The 26,859-nt window shown below is 71.9% G+C and carries 24 protein-coding genes and 2 tRNA genes; 10 read left to right on the top strand and 16 right to left on the bottom strand.

The features are described from left to right. Window positions 1-49: 49 nt before the first annotated feature. The 6 genes from mreD to folC all read right to left on the bottom strand — a co-directional run bounded on the left by mreD (window position 50) and on the right by folC (window position 5,545). Window positions 50-736 carry a rod shape-determining protein MreD gene (mreD, locus tag IE305_RS07995; RefSeq protein WP_190128726.1) on the bottom strand — a complete coding sequence of 229 codons (687 nt, stop codon included), beginning with the start codon at window positions 734-736 and terminating at the stop codon, window positions 50-52. A 3-nt stretch (window positions 737-739) separates the two neighbouring features. Next, entirely contained in the window at window positions 740-1,672 is a 933-nt protein-coding gene (gene mreC, locus IE305_RS08000) for a rod shape-determining protein MreC (protein WP_190128727.1), read from the bottom strand. 121 nt (window positions 1,673-1,793) lie between these two features. Continuing rightward, window positions 1,794-2,813 (bottom strand): rod shape-determining protein, encoded by a 1,020-nt coding sequence (locus IE305_RS08005; protein ID WP_004950903.1) that lies wholly within the window; start codon window positions 2,811-2,813, stop codon window positions 1,794-1,796. A 300-nt stretch (window positions 2,814-3,113) separates the two neighbouring features. After that, window positions 3,114-3,527: a nucleoside-diphosphate kinase gene (gene ndk / locus IE305_RS08010; protein ID WP_190128728.1), complete on the bottom strand. Its 414-nt coding sequence runs from the start codon at window positions 3,525-3,527 to the stop codon at window positions 3,114-3,116. Window positions 3,528-3,633: 106 nt separating this feature from the next. Then, complete coding sequence (locus IE305_RS08015) at window positions 3,634-3,981, bottom strand: DUF4233 domain-containing protein (protein ID WP_190128729.1); 348 nt, start codon at window positions 3,979-3,981, stop codon at window positions 3,634-3,636. Window positions 3,982-3,997: 16 nt separating this feature from the next. Further along, window positions 3,998-5,545, bottom strand: a complete 1,548-nt coding sequence (gene folC, locus IE305_RS08020) for a bifunctional tetrahydrofolate synthase/dihydrofolate synthase (protein ID WP_190128730.1) — start codon at window positions 5,543-5,545, stop codon at window positions 3,998-4,000. Window positions 5,546-5,761: 216 nt separating this feature from the next. Here folC and IE305_RS08025 point away from each other — a divergent pair, with 216 nt between their 5' ends. From IE305_RS08025 to IE305_RS08045, 5 genes are all read left to right on the top strand, one after another. Continuing rightward, the gene (locus IE305_RS08025; protein ID WP_190128731.1) at window positions 5,762-6,928 is read left to right on the top strand and encodes a PAS domain-containing sensor histidine kinase; all 1,167 of its coding nucleotides are present in this window, start codon (window positions 5,762-5,764) and stop codon (window positions 6,926-6,928) included. Further along, window positions 6,925-7,695, top strand: a complete 771-nt coding sequence (locus IE305_RS08030; RefSeq protein ID WP_190128732.1) for a response regulator transcription factor — start codon at window positions 6,925-6,927, stop codon at window positions 7,693-7,695. The genes IE305_RS08025 and IE305_RS08030 overlap by 4 nt, the downstream gene beginning before the upstream one ends. A gap of 132 nt (window positions 7,696-7,827) precedes the next feature. After that, window positions 7,828-8,958, top strand: a complete 1,131-nt coding sequence (gene wecB, locus IE305_RS08035; protein WP_190128733.1) for a non-hydrolyzing UDP-N-acetylglucosamine 2-epimerase — start codon at window positions 7,828-7,830, stop codon at window positions 8,956-8,958. A gap of 63 nt (window positions 8,959-9,021) precedes the next feature. Next, window positions 9,022-10,389 (top strand): XrtP-associated glycosyltransferase, encoded by a 1,368-nt coding sequence (locus tag IE305_RS08040; RefSeq protein WP_190128734.1) that lies wholly within the window; start codon window positions 9,022-9,024, stop codon window positions 10,387-10,389. Between the two features lie 108 nt (window positions 10,390-10,497). Next, on the top strand, window positions 10,498-11,718 hold the full coding sequence (locus IE305_RS08045; RefSeq protein ID WP_190128735.1) for a hypothetical protein: 1,221 nt from the start codon (window positions 10,498-10,500) through the stop codon (window positions 11,716-11,718). Between the two features lie 89 nt (window positions 11,719-11,807). Here the strand turns inward: IE305_RS08045 and IE305_RS08050 are convergent, their stop codons facing one another. Next, window positions 11,808-14,432: a valine--tRNA ligase gene (locus tag IE305_RS08050; protein ID WP_190128736.1), complete on the bottom strand. Its 2,625-nt coding sequence runs from the start codon at window positions 14,430-14,432 to the stop codon at window positions 11,808-11,810. A gap of 141 nt (window positions 14,433-14,573) precedes the next feature. Between IE305_RS08050 and IE305_RS08055 the strand changes: the two genes are divergently transcribed. The 3 genes from IE305_RS08055 (at window position 14,574) to IE305_RS08065 (ending at window position 17,649) form a co-directional block, all read left to right on the top strand. Then, the gene (locus IE305_RS08055) at window positions 14,574-15,569 is read left to right on the top strand and encodes a hypothetical protein (protein WP_190128737.1); all 996 of its coding nucleotides are present in this window, start codon (window positions 14,574-14,576) and stop codon (window positions 15,567-15,569) included. Window positions 15,570-15,704: 135 nt separating this feature from the next. Next, window positions 15,705-16,667, top strand: a complete 963-nt coding sequence (locus tag IE305_RS08060; protein ID WP_190128738.1) for a hypothetical protein — start codon at window positions 15,705-15,707, stop codon at window positions 16,665-16,667. 103 nt (window positions 16,668-16,770) lie between these two features. Further along, the gene (locus IE305_RS08065) at window positions 16,771-17,649 is read left to right on the top strand and encodes a hypothetical protein (RefSeq protein WP_190128739.1); all 879 of its coding nucleotides are present in this window, start codon (window positions 16,771-16,773) and stop codon (window positions 17,647-17,649) included. An 80-nt stretch (window positions 17,650-17,729) separates the two neighbouring features. Here IE305_RS08065 and clpX read toward each other — a convergent pair whose 3' ends face one another. From clpX to IE305_RS08090, 5 genes are all read right to left on the bottom strand, one after another. Next, window positions 17,730-19,016 (bottom strand): ATP-dependent Clp protease ATP-binding subunit ClpX, encoded by a 1,287-nt coding sequence (clpX, locus tag IE305_RS08070; RefSeq protein WP_190128740.1) that lies wholly within the window; start codon window positions 19,014-19,016, stop codon window positions 17,730-17,732. A 156-nt stretch (window positions 19,017-19,172) separates the two neighbouring features. Beyond that, window positions 19,173-19,862 carry an ATP-dependent Clp protease proteolytic subunit gene (locus IE305_RS08075; RefSeq protein ID WP_308440230.1) on the bottom strand — a complete coding sequence of 230 codons (690 nt, stop codon included), beginning with the start codon at window positions 19,860-19,862 and terminating at the stop codon, window positions 19,173-19,175. A gap of 90 nt (window positions 19,863-19,952) precedes the next feature. Continuing rightward, window positions 19,953-20,570, bottom strand: a complete 618-nt coding sequence (locus IE305_RS08080) for an ATP-dependent Clp protease proteolytic subunit (RefSeq protein WP_190128741.1) — start codon at window positions 20,568-20,570, stop codon at window positions 19,953-19,955. 301 nt (window positions 20,571-20,871) lie between these two features. Beyond that, window positions 20,872-22,245, bottom strand: coding sequence for a trigger factor (gene tig / locus IE305_RS08085; protein WP_190128742.1), 1,374 nt, complete (start codon window positions 22,243-22,245; stop codon window positions 20,872-20,874). A gap of 143 nt (window positions 22,246-22,388) precedes the next feature. After that, a tRNA-Pro gene (locus tag IE305_RS08090) sits at window positions 22,389-22,465 on the bottom strand. 176 nt (window positions 22,466-22,641) lie between these two features. Between IE305_RS08090 and IE305_RS08095 the strand changes: the two genes are divergently transcribed. Beyond that, window positions 22,642-22,712 (top strand) — tRNA-Gly (locus IE305_RS08095). A 75-nt stretch (window positions 22,713-22,787) separates the two neighbouring features. Here IE305_RS08095 and IE305_RS08100 read toward each other — a convergent pair. After that, window positions 22,788-22,982, bottom strand: coding sequence for a hypothetical protein (locus IE305_RS08100; RefSeq protein ID WP_190128743.1), 195 nt, complete (start codon window positions 22,980-22,982; stop codon window positions 22,788-22,790). A gap of 198 nt (window positions 22,983-23,180) precedes the next feature. On the opposite strand from IE305_RS08100, the gene IE305_RS08105 reads away from it, so the two are divergent. After that, the gene (locus tag IE305_RS08105) at window positions 23,181-24,263 is read left to right on the top strand and encodes an acyltransferase family protein (RefSeq protein ID WP_190128744.1); all 1,083 of its coding nucleotides are present in this window, start codon (window positions 23,181-23,183) and stop codon (window positions 24,261-24,263) included. 32 nt (window positions 24,264-24,295) lie between these two features. Here IE305_RS08105 and IE305_RS32880 read toward each other — a convergent pair whose 3' ends face one another. The 3 genes from IE305_RS32880 to IE305_RS08120 form a co-directional block, all read right to left on the bottom strand. Further along, the gene (locus tag IE305_RS32880; RefSeq protein WP_229890687.1) at window positions 24,296-24,997 is read right to left on the bottom strand and encodes a hypothetical protein; all 702 of its coding nucleotides are present in this window, start codon (window positions 24,995-24,997) and stop codon (window positions 24,296-24,298) included. Between the two features lie 110 nt (window positions 24,998-25,107). Then, on the bottom strand, window positions 25,108-25,572 hold the full coding sequence (locus IE305_RS08115; RefSeq protein ID WP_190128745.1) for an HD domain-containing protein: 465 nt from the start codon (window positions 25,570-25,572) through the stop codon (window positions 25,108-25,110). Window positions 25,573-25,607: 35 nt separating this feature from the next. Beyond that, complete coding sequence (locus IE305_RS08120) at window positions 25,608-26,753, bottom strand: PP2C family protein-serine/threonine phosphatase (RefSeq protein WP_190128746.1); 1,146 nt, start codon at window positions 26,751-26,753, stop codon at window positions 25,608-25,610. Window positions 26,754-26,859 lie beyond the last annotated feature (106 nt).

Consider the following 26,859-nt stretch of genomic DNA (forward strand, 5'->3'; position numbering starts at 1 on the left):
AGTACCGGCATCGTGCCCGTCTGCGGCCCGGCGGCCGCGCGTGCGACGCTCACAGACGCTTGCCCCCCTTGATCCGCTGCCTGCGCCCCTTCCCGCCGCCGTACCCGCCGTACGGGCTGCCGCCCATGCGCAGGGACCGGCCCATGCGGCCGACGCGGAAGCTGCCCGACGTCATGCGGGCGTACGGGCCCTCGGGCGCGGCGGCGACGGGCGTGCCGTCGCCGGTGATCGTCTCCCCGAGCGTGCGCCGCGCCACGGCCATGATCAGCGGCACGGTGAAGGGCGCCAGCAGCAGGTCGTACAGGGCCGCGGTGAGGACGAGGCCGGTCAGGCCGACGTGCCGGGCGGCCGTGTCGCCCACGAGGGAGCCCACGCCCGCGTAGAGCAGCGTGGAGACGACCGCGGCGGCGACGACGGCGAGCATGGGCAGCGTCGCCGAGCGGACCCGGCCCGTCTCGGGCCGGGCGAGGCCCACGAGGTAGCCGACGACGCACAGCACGAGCGCGTAGCGCCCGGTGGCGTGGTCGGCGGGCGGGGCCAGGTCGGCGAGCAGGCCGGCGCCGAAGCCGATGAGGGCTCCGGCGGTGTGCCCGTAGACGAGGGAGAGGCCGACGACGACGAGCAGCAGCAGGTCGGGGACGGCGCCGGGCAGGTGGAGGCGGGCGAACACGCTGACCTGGAGGACCAGGGCCACCACCACGAGCGCCGTGGACAGCAGGATCCGGTTGAGGCGCATGGGTCAGTCCTCGGGCTTGACACTCGGGCCGGGGGTGACGGTGACGGTCACGGTGGGGGCGGGCTTGGGGGCCTCGGGTTTGGGCGGCAGCACGGTGTCGCGCGGGTCCTCACGGGGGGCCTGCACGACGACGCCGACGATGTCGAGCTTGCTGAAGCCGACGAACGGGCGGACCTGGAGGGTACGGGTGAGGCCGCCGCCGGCGGGCTCCACCCGGGTGACCTCGCCGACGGGGACGCCGGGCACGAACGGCTTGTCCTTGCTGGAGCCGAAGGTGACCAGGCGGTCGCCCTCGTGCACGGCGGCCTTGCCGTTGAGGAGCTCCACGCGCAGCGAGCGGTCGCCCTGGCCGTTGGCGAAGCCGAGCTCGCCGGTCTTCTCCATGCGCGTGCCCACGGTGAACTTGGGGTCGCTGGCGAGCAGCACGGTGGAGGTGGACGGGGCGACGGTGGTGACGCGGCCGACGAGGCCGTCGCCGTTGAGGACGGTCATGTCGCGCCGGACGCCGTCGTTGCTGCCGATGTCGATGGTGACGGTCCAGGAGAAGCCCTGGGCCGCTCCTATGGCGATGACCTGCGCGCCCTTGATGCCGTACTGGCCGCGGCCGGCGGTCTTGAGCATGGCGTCCAGCTCCTTGAGCCGGCCGCGGTTGCGGTCGTCGCTGCCGAGGCGCTGCTTCAGCGCGGTGTTCTCGCGCTCCAGCTCGGCGATGCGGGTGCTGCGCTCGCCGGACTCGCGGACGGCGGCCACGGCGTCGGCGACCGGGTCGACGGCGGCGGCCACGCCCTTCTCCACCGGGCCGAACGCGGAGGCGGCGGCGTGCCGCGCGCCGTCGAGGGGGGACTGCTCGCCGCCGCGGATGTCGACCGTGATCAGCGCGAACGCGATCGCGATCAGCAGCACCAGCAGCAGCCGGCTCTCTCGTGTGTCCCTCACGTGCGGCGGCGTGCCCTTCTCGTCGGACCGACCCGGCCGCGGGCCCGGACGGTCATCGGGAGCGTTCTGCCTGTATATCAGCTTGTGCGGGCCCCCCGTGACCGCCCGGTGGCGGCCGGACTCAGCGGCGTGGCTGGGCGTCGAGGACCTGCTGCAGGGCCTCGAACTCCTCCACGCACTTGCCCGATCCGAGGGCCACCGAGTCCAGCGGGTCCTCGGCGATGTGGATCGGCATGCCCGTCTCGCGGCGCAGCCGCTCGTCGAGGCCGCGCAGCAAGGCACCGCCGCCCGTGAGAACGATGCCGCGGTCCATCACGTCACCCGAGAGCTCGGGCGGGCACTTGTCCAGGGTCGTCTTGACGGCGTCGACGATGGAGTTGACGGGTTCCTCGATGGCCTTGCGGACCTCGGCGGCCGAGATGACCACGGTCTTGGGCAGGCCGCTGACCAGGTCGCGGCCGCGGATCTCGGTGTGCTCGTCCTGCTCCAGGTCGTACGCCGACCCGATGGTGATCTTGATTTGCTCGGCGGTGCGCTCGCCCAGCAGGAGGCTGTACTCCTTCTTGATGTGCTGGATGATCGCGTTGTCGAGCTCGTCGCCGGCGACGCGGATCGACTGGGCCGTGACGATGCCGCCCAGCGAGATCACGGCGACCTCGGTGGTGCCGCCGCCGATGTCGACGACCATGTTGCCGGTGGCCTCGTGCACGGGCAGGCCGGAGCCGATGGCCGCGGCCATGGGCTCCTCGATGATGTGCACCTGACGGGCGCCGGCCTGGGTGGACGCCTCGATGACGGCGCGGCGCTCGACGCCGGTGATGCCGGAGGGCACGCAGACGACCACGCGCGGACGGGCCATCCAGCGCCGCTTGTGGATTTTGAGGATGAAGTAGCGGAGCATCCGCTCGGTGATCTCGAAGTCGGCGATCACGCCGTCCTTGAGCGGGCGCACCGCGACGATGTTGCCCGGGGTCCGGCCGATCATCTTCTTCGCCTCGGCACCGACGGCGAGGATCCCGCCCGTGTTCGTATTGATCGCGACGACGGACGGCTCGTTGAGGACGATCCCGCGGCCTCTGACGTACACCAGCGTGTTGGCAGTCCCGAGGTCGACAGCCATGTCACGGCCGATGAACGACATGTTGTTCCCCATGAGGATACGTCTGGCCTTCCCAGTTTGAGCGATCGCTTACTCGAGGTCGGCAGGTGTGGTGCGCTGCGGGCGCGGACGCTTCATCGTAGTCTCGCCCGCTCGAACGCGGTGCGAGGGTTCCGCCGTGTTGCTCCCGCCATTGTCGGCGGAACACGAGCTGCCCTCAGTAATGGTGACGTCGTGTCGGAGTGAGAGGTTCCCTCGTTCGGCACGCATATGCCAAGGGCGACCGAAAGGAAATCGGCCGCCCCGGCAGAATGCATGTTCGGCTGATCGCCTGATGGCGATTCAGGCGAGGCCGGGAAAGAAAATCTTGATTTCCCGCTCCGCGGACTCCGGGGAGTCCGAGGCATGGATGAGGTTCTCGCGCGTGATGGTGCCGAAGTCGCCCCGGATGGAGCCCGGGGCGGCGGCGATGGGGTCGGTGGGGCCGGCCAGCGCACGGACGCCCTCGATGACGCGCTCGCCCTCGACGACCAGGGCGACGACGGGGCCGGAGGACATGAAGCCCATCAGCGGCTCGTAGAAGTCGCGGCCGACGTGCTCGGCGTAGTGCTGCTCCAGCGTCGCGCGGTCCAGGGTGCGCAGCTCCAGCGCGCTGATCGTCCAGCCGGCCTTCCGCTCGATGCGGCCGATGATCTCGCCGATCAGATGGCGCTGAACGGCGTCCGGCTTGAGGAGGACGAGGGTGCGCTGGCTCATACGGCGGCTCCTTGCGGCTGGCAGGTGAATGCGGTGGCCCGAAGGGTACAGGGACCCCGGGCGGCCCGGACACCTGGCCCCGGCCGGGCCCCGGGGGCCGGGCGGGTCAGGCCGCGCCCTGCCCGGCCTCGGCCGCGAAGCGTGCCTTCGCCTCGTCGACCTTGCGGCCGAAGTGCACCGAGGCCCACCACAGGGCGGCGAAGACCACCCCGAGGATGAACATCATCGGCACCACCAGGCCGCTGGCGATCAGGCCCAGCTGGAGCGCCCAGCCCAGCTGGACGCCGCCGCGCCGGGTCAGCATCCCGCACAGCAGGACGCTGACCACCATGGCGGTGCCGCTGACGGCCCACACCGTGCCGGTGGACAGACCGGAGGTCTGCATGGCGACCAGCCCGGCGAACCCGATGACGAAGAATTCACCGATCAGGGTGCTCGCGCAGAGCGTTCTCATCCGTGGACCAGCCCTTTCAGCCGTTGCGGCGCTTTCCGAGCAGCAGCCGGGCCTCGCCGACCGTGAACACCGAGCCCGTCACCAGGACACCGGCGCCGGCGAATTCGCCCTCCTCCTCGGCGAGGGTGATCGCCGCCTCCAGGGCGTCGTCCAGGCGCGGCTCGACCTGCACCCGCTCGGCGCCGAAGACCTCGACGGCCAGCGCGGCCAGCTCGTCGGCGTCCATGGCGCGCCCGGTGGAGTTCTGGGTGATCACGACCTCGGCGAAGATCGGCTCGAACGCCTCCAGCAGGCCGCGCACGTCCTTGTCGGCGCTCGCGCTCACCACACCGATGAGGCGGCTGAAGCCGAACGCCTCGGTGACGCCCTCGGCCGCGGCCTGCGCCCCGGCGGGGTTGTGCGCGGCGTCCAGCACCACGGTGGGGCTGCGGCGCACGACCTCCAGGCGGCCCGGGGAGGTGACGGAGGCGAAGGCCCGGCGCACGGTGTCGATGTCCAGCGGGCGGGCGTGCTGCGCGCCGATGCCGAAGAACGCCTCGACCGCGGCGAGCGCCACCGCCGCGTTGTGCGCCTGGTGGGCGCCGTACAGCGGCAGGAAGACCTCGGGGTACTCGCCGCCCAGGCCGCGCAGCGTCACCAGCTGGCCGCCGACGGCGACCTCGCGGCCGACGACGCCGAACTCCATGCCCTCGCGGGCCACGGTGGCGTCCACCTCCACGGCGTGCTTGAGCAGCACCTGCGCGGCGTCGACCGGCTGCTGGGCGAGGACCACCGTGGCGTCGGGCTTGATGATCCCGGACTTCTCGCCGGCGATGTCGCCGGGCGTGCCGCCGAGCCGGTCGGTGTGGTCGAGCGAGATGGGGGTGACCACGGCGACGGTGCCGTCGACGACGTTGGTGGCGTCCCAGGTGCCGCCCATGCCGACCTCGACGACCGCCACGTCCACGGGCGCGTCGGCGAAGGCCGCGAAGGCCATGCCGGTGAGCACCTCGAAGAAGGACAGCCGGAAGTCCTCGCGCTCGTCGACCATCCGGACGTACGGCTCGATGTCGCGGTACGTCTCGACGAAGCGCTCGGCGGCGATGGGGGCGCCGTCCAGGCTGATGCGCTCGGTCACCGACTGCACGTGCGGGCTGGTGTAGCGGCCGGTGCGCAGGTCGAACGCGGCCAGCAGGGCCTCGATCATGCGGGCGGTGCTGGTCTTGCCGTTGGTGCCGGTGATGTGGATCGCCGGGTAGGCGCGCTGCGGCTGGCCCAGGATGTCCATCAGGGCCTCGATGCGCACCAGCGACGGGTCCAGCTTGGTCTCGCCCCAGCGGCTCGCCAGCTCGGCCTCGACCTCGCGCAGCGCCCGATCCACCTCCGGGTCCTCCGGACGCGCGGGGACGCCGTCGCCCTGCGGCGGCCCGGCCTGGGCGCGCAGGGTGCGGCTGCCGGCCTCGATCACGGCGAGGTCGGGGTCCCGGGTGGTCTCGGCTTCGACGATCTCCTCGAACAGGTCGTTTTCACCGGCTTCGCCGGGTTCGGTGCCGTTGTTGTCGTCGTTCAGGGGGCGCTCGCTCACGGGCCCCAGTCTACGGACCGGGGGTGCGGCCGAAGGCAGTGCGTCCCCGGAGGCGACCCGGAGCGTACCCGTACGGGGCGGTCCCGGCCCCTGAGCGGGCTCCCCCGCTTTGGCATACGGTTTTACCGGAAGATCCCGGAAGATCCCCCGAGCGGGCCGGAACCCCCAGCGGGCCGGACCTCCCCGCGCGGGCCGGAAGGGACGGCGGTGAGAGCCATGGCGTCCGAGGACCGCGACCGGCTCCAGGCGGTGCTGGAGGCGCTGCCGTCCGCTGCGCTCGTGCAGAGCCCGCAGGACCGGGTGCTCGCCGTCAACCGCCGCTTCGTCGACATGTTCGCCCTCGACGGCCGGGCCGACCTCTCCCCCGGCGCCCCCCTGCGCCCCGTCGTCCCCCTCGTCCGCGCCGCCTTCGCCACCGGTGCGCCCCCGCACCCCGGCCCCGGCGAGCTGCCCGCCGGCCGGCACGTCCACCGCGTGGCCGAGATCCCCCTCACCGACGGCCGCGTACTGCGCCGCGAGGTCGAGCCGCTGCGGCACGCCGGCGCCTACCTGGGCGCCCTGTGGCTGTTCGCCGACATCACCGACCGCAAACGGCGCGAGCACGACCTGGAGCGCGACAACGTCGCCCTCACCGAGCTCGCCCGGCAGCGCAACGCCTTCACCGCCGCCGCCTCGCACGAGCTGCGCACGCCCCTCACCTCCATCAGCAGCTTCGGCGAGCTCCTCGCCGACCCCGCCTTCGGCCCCCTCACCGACGAGCAGCGCTCCTTCCTCGACGCCATCCGGCGCAACGCCGCCCGTATGCAGCGCGTGATCTCCGACCTGCTGCTCACCACCCGCATGCGGGCCGTCGGCCCGGAGCTGGAGTTCGGCCCCGTGGACGTACCGCGCATGCTCATGGACGCGCTCATGGACCACATGGGCGAGATCGGGCGGGCCGGGCTGTTCGCCGTCCTCGACTGCCCGCCCGCCGGCCCGCCCCTGCGCGGCGACCGCCACCGGCTCCAGCACGTCCTCGGCAACCTGCTGGAGAACGCCGCCAAGTTCACGCCGGCCGGCGGCCGCATCACCGTCCGGGCCGCGCCGGTGGGCGTCCACTGGGACATCGAGGTCGCCGACACGGGCATCGGCATCCCCGAGCAGTACCGCACCGAGATCTTCTCCGGCTTCGTCCGCGCCCCCAACGCCACCGGCGCCCACCCCGGCACCGGGCTCGGCCTCGCCATCGTCCGCACCGTCGTCCAGCTGCACGGCGGCACCGTGACCGCCGGCGGCCGCGAGGGCGAGGGCGCGGTCTTCCGGGTCCGCCTGCCCGTCGCGGGACCGGAGGGAGCACAGGAGGGACTGCAGGAGGGACCACAGGAGGGAGGGGCCGGGCCATGACCCGTTTCCGCATCCTGCTGGCCGAGGACGACCCCGACCTCACCCTCGCCCTCCGGGTCCTGCTCACGCGCTCCGGCTACGAGCCCCTGCACGCCCCCGACGGCCGCGAGGCCCTGCGGCTGCTGTTCGCCGAACGCCCCGCCCTGATGATCCTCGACATCGGCCTGCCCGGCCTCGACGGCTGGGAGGTCCTCGAACGCACCCGGGACCTCAGCGACCTGCCCGTCCTCCTGCTCACCGCGCGCGGCGCCGAGAGCGACCGCGTACGCGGCCTGCGCGCCGGCGCGGACGACTACCTGCCCAAGCCCTTCGGCAACGACGAGCTCCTCGCCCGCGTCGAGGCGCTGCTGCGCCGCACCGCGCCCACCCACTGGGCCGGCGAGACGTACGGCGGCGACGGGCTGCGCCTGGTCCCCGAGCGGCGCTCGGCCGTCTGGCAGGGCCACGAGGCGCGCCTCAGCGACATCGAGTACCGCCTCCTCCAGCTCCTCGTCCGCAACCGCGGCCGCGTGATCACCACCGACCAGCTCCTGGACCGCGTCTGGGACGACCCCGAGGGCACCGGCCGCGAACGCGTGAAGTTCGCCGTGCTGCGGCTGCGCCGCAAGCTGCGCCAGGCCGCCGGCGACGAGGCCGCCGACCCGCTGGAGGCCGTCCGCGGCCTCGGCTACCGCTACCGGCCCGAAGGGGCGGAACCCCCCGAGGGCCTCCCGGAGGACGCCCGCGGCGGGCCGCACGGCCCGGACGCGGGGGACCAAGGTCCCTGACCCCCGCAGGACCAACGTCCCCGGCCGGCCGTTCGCAACCGTCCGGCAACCGAACGCCCTCCGGGCCCGCAACCACCACCGACCAGGCTCCTGAGCCGTCCCCGCCGTCAGTCCCAGCTCAGGAGTCCCGCAGTGCAGTCCCTGCCCGCGCGCAGCGTCGCGATCGTCCTCGGCACCCGCCCGGAGCTCGTCAAGCTCACCGACCTGGTGCGCCTGCTCGGCCCCGCCGCCCACCTGATCCACACCGGGCAGCACTACGACGAGGAGCTGTCGGGGCGCTTCCTGACCGAGCTGGGCCTGCCCGAGCCGACCTTCCTCACCGGCGTCGGCGGCCGGCCCCGCGCCGTCCAGGTCTCCGCCGCCCTCGCCCAGCTCGACGCGCTGTTCGCCGCCGAGCCGCCGCGCGCCGTCGTCGTGCAGGGCGACACCAACGCCGCCCTGGCCGGCGCGCTCGCCGCCAACGCGCGCGGCATCCCGCTGCTGCACGTCGAGGCCGGGCTGCGCAGCCACGACCGGAACATGCCCGAGGAGCACAACCGCGTCCTCATCGACAGCATCGCCGACGTCCTGTGCGCGGCCACCGGGGACAACCGGGCCAGCCTCCTCGCCGAGGGCGTCGCCGACGCCCGCATCGCCGTCACCGGCAACACCGTCGTGGAGGCCGTGCACGGCCAGCTGCCGGGCGCCGCGGAGCGCGCCGCGCTGCTGGAGCGGTACGGGCTCGTGGCCGACGGCTACGTCCTGGCCACCGTGCACCGCCCCGAGAACACCGACGACGCGGACGCGCTCCGCGCCGTCCTCACCGAGCTCGGCGCCCTCGCCGCGCCGGACCGCCCCGTGCTGCTGCCGCTGCACCCCCGCACCCGGGCCCGCGTCGAGGCGGCCGGCCTGGAGGCGCTGCTCGCGCCGCTGACCGTGACCGCACCGCTCGGCTACGCCGAGTTCCTGGGCCTGGCCCGGCACGCGGCGCTGCTCGTGTCCGACTCCGGCGGCATCCAGGAGGAGTGCACGGTGCTGGGGCGGCCGCTGGTCGTGGTGCGGCGCTCCACGGAGCGGCCGGAGGCCATGGCGGACTTCGCGGAGCTGGTCGTCCCCGGCCCCGCCATCGGTGCTGCGGCGCGCCGGCGCCTCGCCGAGGGCCCGGCGGGCCTCGCCCGTCTCGCGGCGCTGCCGAGTCCCTTCGGGGACGGGCGCGCGTCGGAGCGGATCGTCGCCCTCCTGACGGCCGTCGCCGCCCCCGCCGAACTGGCCGCCGCGGCGTAGCGGGCTTCCCCCGGCCCCGCCCTTCCTCTCTCTCCCCCCAAACGACCACGGGCTTGATTTCTGGTGTTCTCGAACCCCTTCCTCCTCCTCTTCCCCTTCTTCCTCCTCCTCTGCTTCCTGCTCTACTGGGCCGGCGCCCGGCACGCCTACACGCGCCGTCCCGTCGCGGAGAACGGCAACCCCGACGCCTTCGAGTGGCACTTCTTCGTCCCCTGCCGTGACGAGGAGGCCGTCGTCGGCACCACCGTCGCCCGGCTGCGCGCCGACCACCCCGCCGCCCACGTGTGGGTCGTCGACGACGACAGCGAGGACCGCACCGGCGCCATCGTCGCCGCCCTCGCCGACGAGGACCGGCGCGTCCACCTCGTGCGCCGGCACCGCCCGCACGCCCGCCAGGGCAAGGGCGCCGCGCTCAACGCCGCGTACGACGAGCTGAACCAGTTCCTGTCCAAGGACACCGACCGGGAGCGCGTCGTCGTGTGCGTCATCGACGCGGACGGCCAGCTCGCCCCCGACGCCCTGGCCCGCGTCAGCGGCCCGCAGGGCTTCGGCGACCCCGAGACCGGTGGCGTGCAGGTCAGCGTCCGCATGCGCAACACCGGCGACCCGCGGCCCCTCGGCGAGGACACCGGCCGGCTGCGCAACGCCTTCGCCCGGCTCCTGGTGCGCATGCAGGACATGGAGTTCTCCGTGTCCAACGCCGGCATGCAGCTGCTGCGCGGCCGCACCGGCTCCGTCGGCCTCGGCGGCAACGGCCAGTTCACCCGGCTCGCCTCGCTCGACCGCATCGCCGCCGCCGAGCGGCGCCCCTGGCAGCGCGGCGCGCTGCTGGAGGACTACGAGCTGGGCCTGCACATGATCCTGTCCGGCGACCGGATATCCCACATAGCCGACACCTGGGTCTCCCAGGAGGGCCTGCCGCACGGCCGCCGCTTCCTCACCCAGCGCACCCGCTGGGCGCAGGGCAACCTGCAGTGCGTGCGCTACGCGCCGCGCATCGTCTCGTCCCGCCACTACGGCGGCAAGGGCGTGCTGGAGACCCTCTACACCTTCCTCCAGCCGGTCGCCCACCTCGTCACGCTGGCGCTGTGCGCCGTGATGTTCGTGCTGCTCGGCCTGACGGCCGCCGAGGACGGCTTCGGCGCCGCGTTCGGTGGCATGCTGGCCCTGTGGCCCCTGGTGCTCGGCCTGGCGGTGCTGTCCATCGGCCCGTTCATACTGTGGGGCCCGGTCTACCGCCGCGACTTCGCCGCCGACCGCTCGCTGCTCACGGCCCTGCTGTGGGGCGTGGCGCTGTGGCTGTACGCGTACCACCTCTTCCCGGCGTCCGCGCGCGGCTTCGTCCGGATGCTGCGCGGCCGCAACGGCTGGGCCAAGACCCGGCGCAACGCCGAGAGCGTGGACTCGGGCCCGGTTGCCATCGAGGCGTGAACCCCGTCACACACACGACCGGAGGCACAACCTCCGCACCGCTTCCGCCATCTGACCGACGGTGACATTTCTGCCCGGAGCGGTTCCGGGTGGCGGAACGGGAGCGTTGTGCGCGTACCACAACTCAGCAATCGGACGCATTTGCTGCTGCTCACCGCGTGGGCAGTGCTCTGGTTCGTCGTCGTCGCGCCCAGCGGCGGGTTCTCCTGGCACTACCTGCGCACCGGCGGCGAGCTGATCTACGACGGGTCGTCCGCCGGGGGCGGGCTCAACCTCTACGCCCACCACCCCGAGCTGCAGATGGGCCCCGTCAGCTTCCTGGTGGCCGGCCTGTTCAACCCCTTCCCGGCCGAGGTCGGGCAGGTGCTCGCCGAGGCCCTGATGTCGCTGCTGGGCCTGGTGGTCCTGGTACTGGCCGGGCGCAGCGCCGCGCGGCACTTCCTGGGCACCGGCACCAACCACCAGCGGCTGCGGCAGCGCGTCCTCGTCGCCGGCCTGGCGTTCACCCCCATGTGGATCGAGGTGTCGGTGCGCTTCGCGCACCTCGACGACGTCCTCGCGCTGTTCTTCACCGCGCTCGCCGTGTACTACCTGACGCGGTGCAACGCGGCGGCCACCGGCATCTGCATGGCGATGGCCCTGAACTCCAAGCCCACCGCGCTCGCCTTCCTGCCGCTGCTGCTGGCGCTGCCGAAGGAGCGCTGGCTGCGCGCCGGGCTGTGGTGCGTGGGGCTGGTGGCGGTGGCGTGGCTGCCGTTCTTCGTCGTGGCGCCGGACTCCTTCGCGGCGGCGAAGTTCACCATCCCCAACAACCCGGCGTCCGCGCTGCGCTGGCTGGGCGCCAACGACCCGCAGACGCCGGACTGGGCGCGGCCCGCGCAGGCCGCGCTGGGCCTGGCGCTGGGCACGGTCGCCGTGTGGCGCGGCCGCTGGGCGGCGGTGGTGCTGCTGGGCGCCGACGCCCGTATCGTCCTCGACCCGAGCGTGTACACGTACTACACGGCGTCCGTGCTGCTCGGCACGTTGCTGTGGGACGTGTGCGGGCAGCGGCGGCTGGTGCCGTGGTGGAGCTGGATCGCGCTGCTCGTGCTGTACGGCGGCGTCTTCCTGGTGCCGGACGAGTCGGCGCGCGGGCTGATCCGGCTGGGGTTCGTGGTCGTGTCGGCGGTGTACGTGCTGTTCGCGCCGGTGCGCGACCGGCGGGAGCGCGGCCGGCACAAGCCGCCGGCCCGGGTGGAGGAGGAGCCGGTGGAGGGCCCGTGGGGCCCGATGTGGGACCCGGGCCGGACCCGGCCCTGGGAGGCGCGCCGGCCGGTCGGCGGCGGATGACCACCCGGACACACCTGTGGGAAAGCCCGTGGGCCCCGTCCTCCGAGGAGGACGGGGCCCACGGGCTTTCCGCTGAGAGGCGGCCGGCGTCAGTTGCCGCCGGGCAGGGCGGCCAGCTGGGCGGTGAGCCGCTCGATGTCGGCCTCGGCCGTCGCCAGCCGCGTGCGGATCTTCTCCACGGCGACCTCGGCGGCCTTGGCCAGGAACGCCTCGTTCCCCAGCTTGGCCGTGCACTGCGCCTTGTCCTTCTCGGCCGCCGTCAGGGCCTTCGTCAGACGCTTGCGCTCGGCCTCGATGTCGATCGTGCCGGAGAGGTCGAGGGCGACCGTGGCACCGCCGACCGGCAGGGTCGCGGTGGCCTGGAAGCCCTCCTCGGCCGGCTGGAGGCGCAGCAGCTGACGGATCGCGCCCTCGTGCGCCGCGAGCGGGGTGCCGGACAGGTCGAGCCGGGCCGGGACCCGCTGGCCGGGCTGGAGGCCCTGGTCGGAGCGGAACCGGCGGACCTCGGTGATGACCTGCTGGAGGTTCTCGATCTCCCGCTCGGCCTCGGCGTCGCGGAAGCCACTGTCCTTCGGCCAGTCGGCGACGACGACCGACTCCTTGCCCGTGAGCGCGGTCCACAGCGTCTCGGTGACGAAGGGGACCACCGGGTGCAGCAGCTTGAGCGTGACGTCCAGGACCTCGCCGAGGACGCGCGCCGACACCTCGGCCGGCTCGCCGCCGCCCTGGAACGTGGTCTTGGACAGCTCCACGTACCAGTCGAAGACCTCGTCCCACGCGAAGTGGAAGAGGGCGTCGCTGAGCTTGGCGAACTGGTAGTCGTCGTAGTACGCGTCGACCTCGGCGACCACCGAGTTCAGGCGGGAGAGGATCCAGCGGTCCGTCGCCGAGAGCTTCTCGGCGGGCGGCAGCTCGCCCTCGACCGTGGCGCCGTTCATCAGCGCGAACCGGGTCGCGTTCCAGATCTTGTTGGCGAAGTTGCGGGAGCCCTGCACCCAGTCCTCGCCGATCGGCACGTCGACGCCGGGGTTGGCGCCGCGGGCCAGGGTGAAGCGGACGGCGTCGGAGCCGTACGTGTCCATCCAGTCCAGCGGGTTGACCGCATTGCCGAAGGACTTCGACATCTTCTTGCCGAACTGGTCGCGGACCATGCCGTGCAGGGCGATGGTGTGGAACGGCGGGGTGCCGTCCATCGCGTACAGACCGAACATCATCATCCGGACGACCCAGAAGAAGAGGATGTCGTAGCCGGTGACGAGGACGGAGTTCGGGTAGAACTTCTCGAGGCTCTCGGTCCGCTCGGGCCAGCCGAGCGTGGAGAACGGCCACAGGCCGGAGGAGAACCAGGTGTCGAGGACGTCGGTCTCCTGGTGCCAGCCCTCGCCGGACGGCGGCTGCTCGTCCGGGCCGACGCAGACCATCTCGCCGTCCGGGCCGTACCAGACGGGGATGCGGTGGCCCCACCACAGCTGGCGCGAGATGCACCAGTCGTGCAGGTTGTCCACCCAGTCGAAGTAGCGCTTCTCCATCTCCTGCGGGTGGATCTTGACCTTGCCGTCGCGGACGGCGTCGGCGGCGGCCTTCGCCAGCGGGCCGGTCCTGACCCACCACTGCATGGACTGGCGCGGCTCCAGCGTCGTCTTGCAGCGCGAGCAGTGACCCACGGAGTGGGTGTACGGGCGCTTCTCGGCGACGATGCGGCCCTCGGCGCGCAGCGCGCCGACGATCGCGGACCGGGCCTCGAAGCGGTCCAGGCCCAGGAAGGGGCCGTGGACGGTGATGACGCCGTGCTCGTCGAGGACGGTCAGCGACGGCAGGTCGTGGCGGCGGCCGATCTCGAAGTCGTTCGGGTCGTGGGCCGGGGTGACCTTGACGGCGCCGGTGCCGAACTCGGGGTCGACGTGCTCGTCGGCGACGACGGGGATGCGGCGGCCGGTCAGCGGCAGCTCGATCTCGGTGCCGACGAGATGCTGGTAGCGCTCGTCCTCCGGGTGGACGGCCACGGCGGTGTCGCCGAGCATCGTCTCGGCGCGGGTGGTGGCCACGACGATGGAGGCGTCGCCCTCGCCGTACCGGATGGAGACGAGCTCGCCGTCGTCGTCCTGGTACTCCACCTCGATGTCGGAGATGGCGGTGAGGCAGCGCGGGCACCAGTTGATGATGCGCTCGGCGCGGTAGATCAGCTCGTCGTCGTAGAGCTTCTTGAAGATGGTCTGGACGGCCTGGGAGAGGCCCTCGTCCATGGTGAAGCGCTCGCGCGACCAGGCGACGCCGTCGCCGAGGCGCTTCATCTGGCCGGAGATCTGGCCGCCGGACTCGGCCTTCCACTGCCACACGCGCTCGACGAACGCCTCGCGGCCGAGGTCGTGGCGGGACTTGCCCTCCTTGGCCAGCTCGCGCTCGACGACGTTCTGCGTGGCGATGCCGGCATGGTCCATGCCGGGCTGCCACAGCGTCTCGTAGCCCTGCATGCGCTTGCGGCGGGTGAGGGCGTCGATCAGCGTGTGCTCGAACGCGTGTCCGAGGTGGAGGGAACCGGTGACGTTGGGCGGGGGGATGACGATCGTGTACGCGGGCTTCTCGCTCTTGGCGTCGGCCTCGAAGTAACCCCGCTCTACCCAGCGCTCGTACAGCGGCCCCTCTACCTCGGCCGGCGCGTACTGGGTCGGCAGTTCTGGGGTGCTGTCTGGCGTCTGCTGAGTGTTCTCGGTCACGGACGGAATTCTACGGGGCGGGGGTGACAGCTCACGAACCCGTTTTGCCCCGCCGTGCCCCGGGCGTGCCCCGATCGTGGGACGCCCCTGACGCCGCCCCGCCGCATCACCCCCAAGGGTGATCGGCAAGGATGGCCCACCATGAGCCAGCAGCAGCCGGGCCCCTACGGGGTACCGCCCCAGCCCCCGCAGCCCCCGCAGCAGCCGCCCGCCGCCCCCTACGGGTCCGGGCCGGCACAGCCCAACCCGTACGCGGCCGGCCCCGGCCTGCCCCCGCAGCAGCCCCCGCAGGGCCCTTACGGGTACGGGTACGGGCAGCAGCAGCCGTTCGGGCCCCCGCAGCCGCCGATACCCCCGCGGGGCGGCGGCAAGGGCAAGGCCGTCGCCCTGGCGGCCGGGGCCGTGGTGCTGGTGGCCGCGATCGTCGGCGGCGCCTTCGTGCTGGTGAAGGGCGGCGGCAAGGACGAGCCCCGGGCCAAGGGCTCCGGCTCCCCCAGCGCCTCCTCCGCCTCCGGCTCGCCCTCCCCGAGCGCCTCGGCGGACGGCGGCCAGACGTACAAGCTCACCGCGCCCGACACGGTCGCCGGCACGTACAAGAAGGACACCAGCGCCAACGGCGGCGGCTTCGGCTCCAAGAGCCTGCTCGAACTGCGGATGCTCGGCATGAGCAACCCCGTCAGCGTCACCGGCAGCTACGTCTCGGGCGCCGAGGACAAGCGCACCCAGAAGCTGCTGCGCTTCAGCGGCGCGTACGGCGACAGCGTCAAGAGCCCCGAGGTCCTCGTCGACGGCATGTTCAAGAGCATGGAAACGGCCGTCGCCAAGGAGACGAACCCCGAGGACAAGCCCGAACTGGAGGGCACCCCGCAGACCATGACCCCGGAGGGGCTGGAGGCCGGGGCGGTCATGAAGTGCCAGATGACGGCGTGGAAGACGAACGCGGCGATCGCGAAGATCCGGATGCCGCTGTGCATCTGGGCGGACAAGTCCACCATGGGCACCGTCTTCGCCCTCGACGCCTCGCTGATCTCGCAGGGCCAGGACCTGGGCCTCGACGAGGCCGCCCGCCGCACGATGCTGCTGCGCAAGGACGTCCGTGTGGTGAACGACGGCAGGTCGGACGTCAGGTCCAGCTGAACACAAGGGGGTTGCGGGTTGCCCGTGGGACGGTTCTGTTCCAGAACCGTTGCGGACCCGAGGTAATGACGGAATAAGGCATCGGAAAAGATGGCGCATACCTGTCGTCGCGTGCGTCCACCGAAGAGAGACCCGATGTCCTACCCCCAGCAGCCCAACCCCTACGGCCAGGGCGGGGCGCCCGGCCAGCCCGGATACGGCTACCCGCAGCAGCCGCAGGCCCCCTACGGTGCCCCCCAGCCGCCGCAGGCCCCCCAGGCCCCGTACGGGGCGCCCCCGCAGCAGGGCGGCTGGAGCGCCCCCCAGCCCCCGGGCCCGTACGGGAACCCGAACATCCCCCAGCAGCCGGGCATGCCGGGCGGCTACCCGCCGCCCCCGCCGCAGGGCGGCGGCAAGGGCAAGGCGATCGGCATCACGGTGGCCGCGGTCGTGGCGGTGGGCGCGGTGGTGGCCGGCGCGGTGTTCTTCCTGAACGGCGGCAGCGACTCGGTCACGACGGGCGGGTCGGGCGAGGTGAAGCCCTACACGATCGTGCTGCCGGACACGCTCCTGGAGGGCAAGTTCACCAAGGCGCCCACCCCGGCCGGGCAGCAGAACCAGCCCAAGAGCATCGCCGACGCCCAGGAGGCGAAGGAGATGGGCATCGAGAACGGCACCTCCATCTCGGGCGGCTACACGAACGCCGAGAAGCAGACCCTGGGCGTCGGCGGCGCCTACGGCACCGTCGCCGACCCCAAGAAGACCGTCGACGCGGTCATCGCGAAGGACGAGAAGCAGCGGCAGTCCCTCAACACGAAGGCGAAGGTCGAGGTCGTCACACCCTGGACCGACTTCTCGCCGAGCGGCTTCGACGGCGCGGTGATGAAGTGCCGGACGCAGAAGTCGACCTACTCCATCGGCACCATGTCGTCCACCGCCGAGGTCTCGTCCTGCATCTGGGGCGACAAGAGCGCCATCGGCGTCATCCAGCACGTCGTGAGCAAGACCTCCGGCGGCTTCACCGGCGGCGCCGGCGGCCCGACCGGCAACGTCATGTCCGCCAAGGAGCTCTCCGAGGCCACGGTCAAGATCCGCAACGAGGTCCGCAAGGAGCAGTAGCCGGGACCCGCGGCCCGGCGCCGGTCGTGTCGGTGTGGCATGCAACCATGCCCGGGTTGTGACAGCAACGCCGACCGATCAGGAAACAGGGGGAACCCACCGCATGAGCCACTCCCAGCCCGGGCCGTACGGCGGGCCGCCGGTGCCGCCGCAGCAGCCGAGCCCCTACGGGGGCGCCCCGGGCCAGGCGGGCTACGGCTACCCCCAGCCGCCGCAGGCGGCCTGGGGACAGCCGCAACCGCAGCCGCAGCCCTACCCGTACGGGCAGCAGTACGGGCAGTACCCGCCGCCGGTGCCGCCGCAGCGCGGCGGCGCGGGGAAGACCGTGGCGCTGGCGATCGGTGCGCTGGTGGTCGTGGGGGCGATCGCCGGCGGGCTGCTGATCCTCTTCAACACCGGCGGCGGCAGCTCCGTCCCGGACGACGGCAAGCGCTACAAACTCACCACGCCCGACAGCGTCGCCCCCGGCTACACCAAGGACACCGAGGACCCGGGCAGCGGCTTCGACAGCGACGACATGCGGCAACTGCGGCTGCTCGGCGTGAGCAACGCGCAGACGACCGGGGCCGACTACCAGTCGGGCGAGGGCGCCACGGGCAAGTACCTCCAGTTCAGCGGCGCGTGGGGCAAGGTGAAGGACCCCGAGCGCGTCGTGGACGGCTTCTTCGCGGCGAACAAGCGCAAGCAGACCGCCGAGGGCGGCGGCAAGGTCGAAATGACCGGCACCCCGCAGAAGGTCACCCCGCAGGGCTTCGACCACGGCGTGATGAAGTGCCAGCAGGCCAAGTACAGCGGCGCCACGCAGTTCCACGGCCGCAGCGTCACGATGCCCATCTGCTTCTGGGCCGACCGCAGCACGGTCGGCGCGGTCATCGTCACCGACACGACGCGGGCCGTCATCGGCCAGGACATCCCCCTGGACGAGGCCGGCACGCTCACGGCCAAGGTGCGCTCGGCGGTACGGGTGGAGCTGCCGAAGTAGGAGAAGGAGCCGCGACGTCATACAGAAGGGGCGCCCCGCCGGCTTCCGGCAGGGCGCCCCTTTCGTTCGTGCGGTGCGGGCTACGCGCTCTTCTCGTGGCGTTCGCCCGGGCCCGTGCCGCGGGTCCGGGGGACCAGGGTCGGGTTGACGTTGGACTGGACGACGTCCGCCGTGATGACGACGCGGGCCACGTCCTTGCGGGACGGGACCTCGTACATCACGGACATCAGGACCTCTTCCATGATGGCGCGCAGACCACGCGCACCCGTGCCGCGCAGGATCGCCTGGTCGGCGATGGCCTCCAGCGCCGGGCGGTCGAAGTCCAGCTCCACGCCGTCGAGTTCGAAGAGGCGCTGGTACTGCTTGACCAGGGCGTTGCGCGGCTCGACGAGGATCTTGAGGAGGGCCTCGCGGTCGAGGTTGTGGACGCTCGTGATGACCGGGAGGCGGCCGATGAACTCCGGGATCATGCCGAACTTCACCAGGTCCTCGGGCATGACCTCCTGGAACTGGTCGCTGGCCTCGATCTCGCGCTTCGAGCGGATCGTGGCGCCGAAGCCGATGCCCTTCGCTCCCGCCCGCGACTCGATGATCTTCTCCAGGCCGGAGAAGGCGCCGCCCACGATGAACAGGACGTTCGTCGTGTCGATCTGGATGAACTCCTGGTGCGGGTGCTTGCGGCCGCCCTGCGGCGGGACGGAGGCCGTGGTGCCCTCCAGGATCTTCAGCAGGGCCTGCTGCACGCCCTCGCCGGAGACGTCCCGTGTGATCGACGGATTTTCGCTCTTTCGGGCGACCTTGTCGATCTCGTCGATGTAGATGATCCCGGTCTCGGCCTTCTTCACGTCGTAATCGGCGGCCTGGATCAGCTTCAGCAGGATGTTCTCGACGTCCTCGCCGACGTAGCCGGCCTCGGTCAGCGCCGTGGCGTCGGCGATCGCGAACGGGACGTTCAGCATGCGGGCGAGGGTCTGGGCGAGGAGCGTCTTGCCCGAGCCCGTGGGGCCCAGCAGCAGGATGTTGGACTTGGCCAGCTCGATGCCGTCGTCGCGGTTGTGGCCGCCGTTCTCACCGGCCTGGACGCGCTTGTAGTGGTTGTAGACCGCCACCGAGAGCGCCTTCTTGGCGGCCTCCTGGCCGACCACGTAGCCCTCGAGGAACTCGTAGATCTCGCGGGGCTTGGGAAGCTCCTCCCAGCGCACCTCCGAGGTCTCGGCGAGCTCCTCCTCGATGATCTCGTTGCAGAGGTCGATGCACTCGTCGCAGATGTACACACCAGGACCCGCGATGAGCTTCTTCACCTGCTTCTGGCTCTTGCCGCAGAACGAGCACTTGAGCAGGTCGCCGCCGTCACCGATGCGTGCCACGAGGTGCTTCCCCTTCGCCTGGGATCCGCCCTGTTCTGCGGACCCGGGTGCTTGCCTATCGACGGTACCTTGCCGGGCCCTCCGTGCGGGCCCCCCTTGGCCCTACTCGGCCAAGGGAGACCCGGCGGCGGTGGCGCCCGGTGGCACCAGGGCCGCTCAGACGGCGACGGACGACTTCCGCGTCGAGACGATCTGGTCCACGAGGCCGTACGCGAGCGCGTCCTCGGCCGTGAGGATCTTGTCGCGCTCGATGTCGTCGCGGATCTTGTCGATCGACTGGGTGGAGTGCTTGGCCAGCATCTCCTCCAGCTGCGTCCGCATCCGCAGGATCTCCTGCGCGGCGATCTCCAGGTCGGAGAGCTGCTCGCGGCCCGTCTGGGTGGACGGCTGGTGGATCAGCACGCGGGCGTTCGGCAGCGCCATGCGCTTGCCGGGCGTACCGGCGGCCAGCAGCACCGCGGCGGCCGAGGCGGCCTGGCCCATGCAGACGGTCTGGATGTCCGGCTTCACGAACTGCATCGTGTCGTAGATCGCCGTCAGCGCGGTGAACGAGCCGCCCGGCGAGTTGATGTAGATCGAGATGTCGCGGTCGGGGTCCATCGACTCCAGGCACAGCAGCTGCGCCATGACGTCGTTGGCCGACGCGTCGTCGATCTGCACGCCGAGGAAGATCACGCGCTCCTCGAAGAGCTTCGCGTACGGGTCGTACTCGCGCACGCCCTGCGACGTGCGCTCCACGAAGCGCGGGACGATGTAGCGCGACTCGGCCGGCATGCCGGTGTACTGCGCCTGCGGGCCGGCGTGGAGGCCTCGGGGGGACGAGATGTTCATGCGGGTGTTCACCATCCTGATGGCGGTCTGTGGGCTGTAATGCGGCTGGTCGGCGGTACGGCGCCGGTCCGGGCGGAGAGCCGCCCGGGACCCGGCGCGGGGGCGTCAGGCCCCGGTGCCGCCACCGCCCGGAACGCCGGAGGCGTGGGTGATGATCTCGTCGATGATCCCGTACTCCTTGGCCTCCTCCGCGGTGAACCAGCGGTCACGGTCGCCGTCGCGGATGATCGTCTCCACGGTCTGGCCGGTGTGCTCCGCGGTGATCTCGGCCATGCGCTTCTTCGTGCGCAGCAGCTGCTCGGCCTGGATCTTGATGTCGGAGGCGGTGCCGCCCAGGCCCGCCGAGCCCTGGTGCATGAGGATGTCGGTGTTCGGCAGCGCGAAGCGCTTGCCGGGGGTGCCGCCGGTCAGCAGGAACTGGCCCATGGAAGCGGCCAGGCCCATACCGATGGTGACCACGTCGTTGGGGATGTACTGCATGGTGTCGTAGACGGCCATGCCGGCCGTGACCGAGCCACCGGGGCTGTTGATGTAGAGGTAGATGTCCTTGTTCGGATCGGCGGCCAGAAGGAGCATCTGCGCGGTGATCTTGTTGGCGATCTCGTCGTCGACCTGCTGACCCAGGAAGATGATCCGCTCCCCGAGCAGCCGGTTGTAGACCTGGTCGCCGAGGCCACCACCGATGGCGATCTCACCGGCGGCGGAAGGGCTCAGATTCGTCACGTATCCACCTGCTCGTCTCTGACGGCGACGGGCCGTCTCCGCGTCTTCTCCAGAGGGCCTGGGGCGGGCCCGTCCGGCTGCGGCCGGCGGGCTGCCACGTCTTCCCCTGCCCTCGTATCTACGGACCCTAACGCGCTGGTCGGCAGCCGCCATCCCGCATCAGGAACTGTTCGCTCTGAGCGCAGGTTCACCGGGCCCCCGGACATGCCGAAGGCCCGGCCGCCACCGCCTCCGCCACGGGGGCGGGAGCGGGGCGGCCGGGCCCTGCGCGTTCCCGGGACCGGGGACCGGCCCCCGGACCTTACTTCTCCTCGGCGGCGGCCTCGGCGGCCTCGACCGTCTCGCCGGCGGCCTCGGTCTCGTCCTCCTCGTCCAGGTCCACGACGTTGCCGTCGGTGTCCTTGACGGTGGCGGCCTCGACGACCGTGGCGAGGGCCTTGCCGCGGGCGACCTCACCGACGAGCATCGGGACCTGGCCCTGCTCGACGACGGCCTGCGCGAACTGGTCGGGGGCCATGCCCGAGGACTGGGCGCGGCGCATCAGGTGCTCGGTCAGCTCGTCCTGGCCGACGGAGACCTTCTCCTTGTTGACGATCTCGTCGAGGATGAACTGGGTCTTGATGCCCTTCTCGGCCTGCTCCTTGAGCTCGGCCTCGAACTCCTCGGCGGTCTTGCCCTGCATCTCGAGGTACTTGTCCAGGGTCAGGCCGATCTGGCCCAGCTGGTGGTGCTCGAGGTTGTGCTTGCGGGTGTTGACCTCGTCCTGCAGCAGCTTCTCGGGCATCGGGACCTCGACGAGCTTGATGAGCTCCTCGAGGACCTTCTCCTGGGCCTGGGTGGCCTGGTCGAACTTCTTCATCCGCTCGAGGCGCTGACGGCTGTCGGCCTTGAGCTCCTCGAGGGTGTCGAACTCGCTGGCCAGCTGGGCGAACTCGTCGTCCAGGGCGGGCAGCTCACGGGCCTTGACGGCCTTGACGGTGACCGAGATCTCGGCGTCCTTGCCCTCGGCCGAGCCGCCCTTCAGCTGCGAGGTGAAGGTGGCGGAGGCACCGGCCTCGAGGCCGGTGACGGCCTCGTCGATGCCGTCCAGCAGCTGGCCGGAGCCGATGGTGTAGTCGACGTCGTTGGCGACGCCGTCCTCCAGCACCTCGCCCTCGACCTTGGCCTCCAGGTCGACGGTCACGATGTCGCCCTCGGCGGCGGCGCGCTCGACGGGGGCGGTGGTGGCGAAGCGCTCACGCAGCTGCTCGACGGACTTCTCGACGTCCTCGTCGGTCACCACGACGGGGTCGACGGTGACCTCGATGCCGGCGTAGTCCGGGATCTCCAGCGCGGGGCGCACGTCGACCTCGGCGGTGAAGGCCAGCAGCTCGCCGTCCTTCAGCTCCGTGATGTCCACGTCGGGCTGGCCCAGCGGGTTGAGCTCGCCCTCGTTGACGGCCTCGGTGTAGAACTTCGGGAGCGCGTCGTTGACGGCCTCCTCCAGCACCGCACCGCGGCCGAAACGCTGGTCGATCACTCGGGCCGGGATCTTGCCCTTGCGGAAGCCGGGCACCGTGACCTGGCTGTTGATCTTCTTGTACGCCGCGTCGAGGCTGGCCTTGAGCTCCTCGAAGGGCACCTCGACAGTGAGCCGAACCCGAGTCGGGTTCAGGGTCTCCACGGCGCTCTTCACGGTTCGGTCTCCTTGGGGCTGACTTCTGGGTTTCTGCTGATCAGCACTGGCTGCCGTCAGCGGATTCGCGCGAGGTAGAGAGACACAGACGCGCAGCTTGCATAGTAACCGCAAGCAGGATGAGCCCCACAATGTGATCTTGCTGGTCGGGGTGGCCGGATTCGAACCGACGACCTTCCGCTCCCAAAGCGGACGCGCTACCAAGCTGCGCCACACCCCGTCGGTGCGACACGTAGGGTACATGCCCGCGGACCCTTCGGCTGGCCGTTCTCGCGGCGGGCGCGGCAGGTCCGTACGGGTGAAGGAGAAGGAGGGGGCGGGTGGCGTGCGGGTCGCGGCCCCGACCCGCTACGATGCACTCCGTGCCGCCACGCGACAGCGCGTCCGGCGGCGCGCGCGGGCGTAGCTCAATGGTAGAGCCCCAGTCTTCCAAACTGGCTACGCGGGTTCGATTCCCGTCGCCCGCTCCGTACGACGAGCCCCCGGCCCCCGAGCCGGGGGCTTCCGTCGTTCCCGGCCCCTTGCGGCCCGGCCCCGGACCCTCAGACCTTGATGTGGTTTATGGTCTCGGCGAGCGAGTTGAGAAACCGGTGGATCGAGGGCGCCATGCCCGTCGAGGCCAGGAAGAAGCCGAAGAGGATGGCGACGATCGCGGGCCCTCCCTTGATGCTCCCGTTGCGGATCAGCACCACGAGGATGATCGCGAGGAGCAGCACCACGGACAGTGAAATGGCCACAGCTGATCACACCTTCGGTCGGAAACACCTGGCCGCGTAACCGGGAGCCATGCGTCCGCACGCCCCCCACCGTTGCACCATCGTGCCATCAACTTCCGTTCTGTGGGGGTGCAGTGACGATTCGTCGCAGGTCTTGCGGCCAGGTGACCATGGGCACCGGGATTTACGGGCCATCCGTCCGCCGCTAGGGTGCCTCGAATGTCCCCCACCGCCACACCGGCCCCCGGCGCGTCCGCCGCCCGGCGGAAGGCCGCGGAGGCCACCGCTCCACCCTCCGCGCCCGCGGCGCGCGACCCCTTCTTCGACAACGCCAAGTACCTGGCGCTCGTCCTGGTCGCGCTGGGCCACGCCTGGCAGCCGCTCACCTACACCAGTCGCGTGATGACGGCCCTCTACATGACCGTCTACGCCTTCCACATGCCGGCGTTCATCCTCGTCTCCGGCTACTTCTCCCGCGGCTTCGACCTGAGCCCGGCGAAGGTGCGGCGGCTGGTCAGCGGCGTCGTGGTGCCGTACCTGGTCTTCGAGGTGGCGTACACCTGGTTCCAGCACTGGGCGGAGAAGGGCGAGCCGCCGGAGCCCCTGACGCTGCTGAACCCCTGGTACCTCAACTGGTTCCTGGCGGCGCTGTTCGTCTGGCGACTGACCACGCCGGTGTGGCAGGCGCTGCGGTGGCCGGTGCCGCTCTCCCTCGTCCTCGCGACGCTGGCCATGACGTGCCCCAGCATCGGGGACGACTTCGACCTGATGCGGGTGTTCCAGTTCCTGCCGTTCTTCGTGGCCGGGCTGAACCTGGAGCGGCACCACTTCGAGCTGGTGCGCCGCCGGTGGGTGCGGATCGCGGCGGTGCCCGTCCTCGCCGGGGCGGTGGCGCTGGCGTACGGGCTGGCGCCGCACCTGGACGAGGCGTGGCTGTTCCGCAACTACAGCGTGCAGGCGCTGCACCAGCCCCTGTGGACGGCGCCCGTGGCCACCGCCGCGCTGACCGGCTGCGCGGCGGTGCTGATCGTCTGCTTCCTCGCCTGGGTGCCGCGCCGGAGGACGTGGTTCACGGCGCTGGGCGGCGGCACCCTCTACGGGTTCCTGCTGCACGGCTTCCTGATCAAGCTGTCGCGCTGGTGGGACTGGTACGAGGCGGCGGCGTGGATCAAGGAGCCGGTGGGCTGGGCCGTGGTCACGCTGCTGGCGGTCGCGATGATCACCGTGCTGTGCAGCCCGCCGGTCCGGCGGGTGTTCCGGCCCGTGGTCGAGCCACGGGCCGACTGGCTGTTCCGGCGGTAGCGCGTGCGTCAGTGCGTGCGTCAGTGCATGCGTCAGTGCGTGGCGATCTGGTAGACGAGCACGGAGAAGTACGCGATCGGTATCAGCACCGCCAGCGCGGCCGGCCGGCGGCGCAGCGGCACGCCCGGGTCGAGCTGCTGCCCGGGCTGCCCCGGGCCAGCGGGGAGCTTGTCGAGCTTGAACCGGATGAACAGGTTCCAGATCAGCGTGAAGGGCGTGAAGAGGAACAGGGAGAGCGGGCTCCACCAGCCCTGCCACAGGGTCTTGCCGGTCATGTCGCGCCAGACCGACAGGCCGCAGTTCCGGCAGAAGGGGCCCTTCATGTGCAGGAACCGCATCAGGATCAGGATGCCCTGGTGGCCGCGCACCGTCACGTTCGCCGCCGGGAAGGCGCCGCAGAACCGGCAGCCGGTGCCCTGCCCCTGCTGGGCGTACGGGCCCGGGGCCTGCTGCCCGTAGGGGGACGGGGGCTGCTGCGCGGCCGGGTACGGCTGCGGGGCCTGAGGGGTCTGGGGGGCCTGCTGGGGCATCCCGTACGGGGCCGGGGCCGGCGCGGGGGCCGGGGCCGGCTGGCCGTAACCCGGCTGGGGGGCCTGCCCGTAGGGCTGCTGCGGGTGGCCGTACGGCTGCTGCGGCGGCTGCGGCTGCCCGTAGGCCGGCGGCTGCGGCTGCCCGTACGGCGAGGGCTGGCCGTAGGGCGACTGGGCATGGGGAGGCGGCGTGGACGTGCTCATGAGATCCCCCGACATAGGTGAGCAAAGGCAACAAAAACGAACCCGCGGCCGGGGGACCCCGGCGGCGGGTTGATCATTCTGACTGCCCTGCTTGCCGTCAGGCCAATCGATCAAGGAGCCGGCGCCGGCCCCGTCAGCCCCAGCAGCGCCCGCATGCGGGCGTACTTGTGGGTGAGCCGGTCGCGGGTGGCGTCGTCCAGCCGGGCCAGCCGGGCGGGGTCGGCGTTGTGCGCGAGGTCCGCGGCCTTGACCGTCAGGGCGCCGGGCGTGGCCCGGATGCGGGCCGCGTACGCCTCCGGCACCTCGCCCGGCCGCTTGGTGAGCGCGAGCATCATGTCCTTGACGGGCTGCGGGAGTTCGGCGGCGGCGAGCCACTCCTCGGTGACGGCGCCGTCCTCCACGGCGTCGTGCAGCCAGGCCGCCGCGATCTGCTCGTCGCTGCCGCCGCGCTCGCGCACGCCGGCGGCGACCGCCGCCAGGTGCTCGGCGTAGGGCCGGCCGGCCTTGTCCGTCTGCCCGGCGTGGGCCCGGCGGGCCAGCGCCTCGACCTCGTCCAGCGACGGCTTCATCGGCATCTCTCCTTCTGTGCCCACTTCTGTGCCCACGGCGTCTACGGGCACTGGTCCCGGCAGATCAGCAGCAGGGCCCGGTCGTCGTTCACATCCTTGGCGACGGCCTCGATCAGGTGCCAGGCGGCGCCGTGGAAGCCGGAGGCGACGTAGCGGTCGGCCTCGCCGGTGAGGCGGTCCATGCCCTCGGTGAGGTCGCGGTCGCTGGTCTCCACCAGGCCGTCGGTGAAGAGCATGAGGACGTCGCCGGGGCGCAGCGTGCCCTTGACGGGGTCGAACGCGGCGCCGTCGTAGACGCCGAGGAGCGGGCCCTCGGCGGCCTTCTCCTCCCAGCGGCCGGTGCCGGCGCTGAGCTGGAGCGCGGGGAGGTGGCCGGCGGAGAGCAGTTCGTAGTCGCCGGTGTCCAGGTCGAGGACGAGGTGGACGGAGGTGGCGAAGCCCTCGTCCCAGTCCTGGCGCAGCAGGTAGCCGTTGGCGGCGGGCAGGAAGTCGTGCGGCGGGAGCGAGCCGAGGAGGCCGCCGAAGGCGCCGGAGAGCAGCAGGGCACGGGAGGCGGCGTCCATGCCCTTGCCGGAGACGTCGGTGAGGACGACCTCCAGGGTGCGGCCGCCGCCGGTGCGGGCGGCGACGACGAAGTCGCCGGAGAAGGACTGGCCGCCGGCAGGGCGGAGCGCCATCTCGCGGTGCCAGCCGCGGGGCAGTTTGGGCAGCTTGCTCTGGACGCGGATGCGTTCGCGGAGGTCGAAGAGCATGGTGCCGCCGCGTCTCCAGGGCACGCCGACGCGGCTGCGGAACTGGGCGATGAGCAGCCCGAAGAAGCCGACGGCGGCGACGACGAGGATGGTGCCGGGCGTGACGCGTTCGGCGCCGTACCGGGTGGGGCCGAGGATCGCGGACTCCACGACGAGGGCGGTGGCCGCGGCGGCGTAGAGGCCGAGGAGGCTGGCGGGGCGCAGCAGGAGGCCGCCGGCGACGATGGGCAGGACGAGCGCGGCGGGGGCGCACCATTCGGGCTGGGCGACGGTGCCGAGGGCGAGGGCCGGGACGGAGAGCAGGAGGGCGGTGAGGGCGACCCAGTCGGAGCCGTCGCCGCGGAAGTAGTCGACGCCGGACTTGCGCAGGCTCGTGCGGGCCCGGTGCAGTGCTTTGCGCATCCGGGCCGTCGGGGTCTCCGCACCGCCAGTCATTGCATCGGGACCTTATCCACCCATTCGGCGGTGCGTCGATTCTCGCCGCGCCGACACGGCTGCCGTCAGGGCGCCGTGCGGGCACCCGGAGAGCAACCATATGTGA

The organism is Streptomyces mashuensis (assembly GCF_014654785.1).
GTDB classification, from domain to species: domain Bacteria; phylum Actinomycetota; class Actinomycetes; order Streptomycetales; family Streptomycetaceae; genus Streptomyces; species Streptomyces mashuensis.

What these genes read in the sequence shown, in the direction of transcription:
- mreD (WP_190128726.1), bottom strand. Translation starts at nt 736, where the DNA reads ATGCGCCTCAACCGGATCCTGCTGTCCACGGCGCTCGTGGTGGTGGCC.
- IE305_RS08005 (WP_004950903.1), bottom strand. Translation starts at nt 2,813, where the DNA reads ATGTCGTTCATCGGCCGTGACATGGCTGTCGACCTCGGGACTGCCAAC.
- ndk (WP_190128728.1), bottom strand. Translation starts at nt 3,527, where the DNA reads ATGAGCCAGCGCACCCTCGTCCTCCTCAAGCCGGACGCCGTTCAGCGC.
- IE305_RS08015 (WP_190128729.1), bottom strand. Translation starts at nt 3,981, where the DNA reads ATGAGAACGCTCTGCGCGAGCACCCTGATCGGTGAATTCTTCGTCATC.
- IE305_RS08025 (WP_190128731.1), top strand. Translation starts at nt 5,762, where the DNA reads ATGGCGTCCGAGGACCGCGACCGGCTCCAGGCGGTGCTGGAGGCGCTG.
- IE305_RS08030 (WP_190128732.1), top strand. Translation starts at nt 6,925, where the DNA reads ATGACCCGTTTCCGCATCCTGCTGGCCGAGGACGACCCCGACCTCACC.
- IE305_RS08055 (WP_190128737.1), top strand. Translation starts at nt 14,574, where the DNA reads ATGAGCCAGCAGCAGCCGGGCCCCTACGGGGTACCGCCCCAGCCCCCG.
- IE305_RS08060 (WP_190128738.1), top strand. Translation starts at nt 15,705, where the DNA reads ATGTCCTACCCCCAGCAGCCCAACCCCTACGGCCAGGGCGGGGCGCCC.
- IE305_RS08065 (WP_190128739.1), top strand. Translation starts at nt 16,771, where the DNA reads ATGAGCCACTCCCAGCCCGGGCCGTACGGCGGGCCGCCGGTGCCGCCG.
- IE305_RS08075 (WP_308440230.1), bottom strand. Translation starts at nt 19,862, where the DNA reads ATGGTGAACACCCGCATGAACATCTCGTCCCCCCGAGGCCTCCACGCC.
- IE305_RS08105 (WP_190128744.1), top strand. Translation starts at nt 23,181, where the DNA reads ATGTCCCCCACCGCCACACCGGCCCCCGGCGCGTCCGCCGCCCGGCGG.
- IE305_RS32880 (WP_229890687.1), bottom strand. Translation starts at nt 24,997, where the DNA reads ATGAGCACGTCCACGCCGCCTCCCCATGCCCAGTCGCCCTACGGCCAG.
- IE305_RS08115 (WP_190128745.1), bottom strand. Translation starts at nt 25,572, where the DNA reads ATGCCGATGAAGCCGTCGCTGGACGAGGTCGAGGCGCTGGCCCGCCGG.
- IE305_RS08120 (WP_190128746.1), bottom strand. Translation starts at nt 26,753, where the DNA reads ATGACTGGCGGTGCGGAGACCCCGACGGCCCGGATGCGCAAAGCACTG.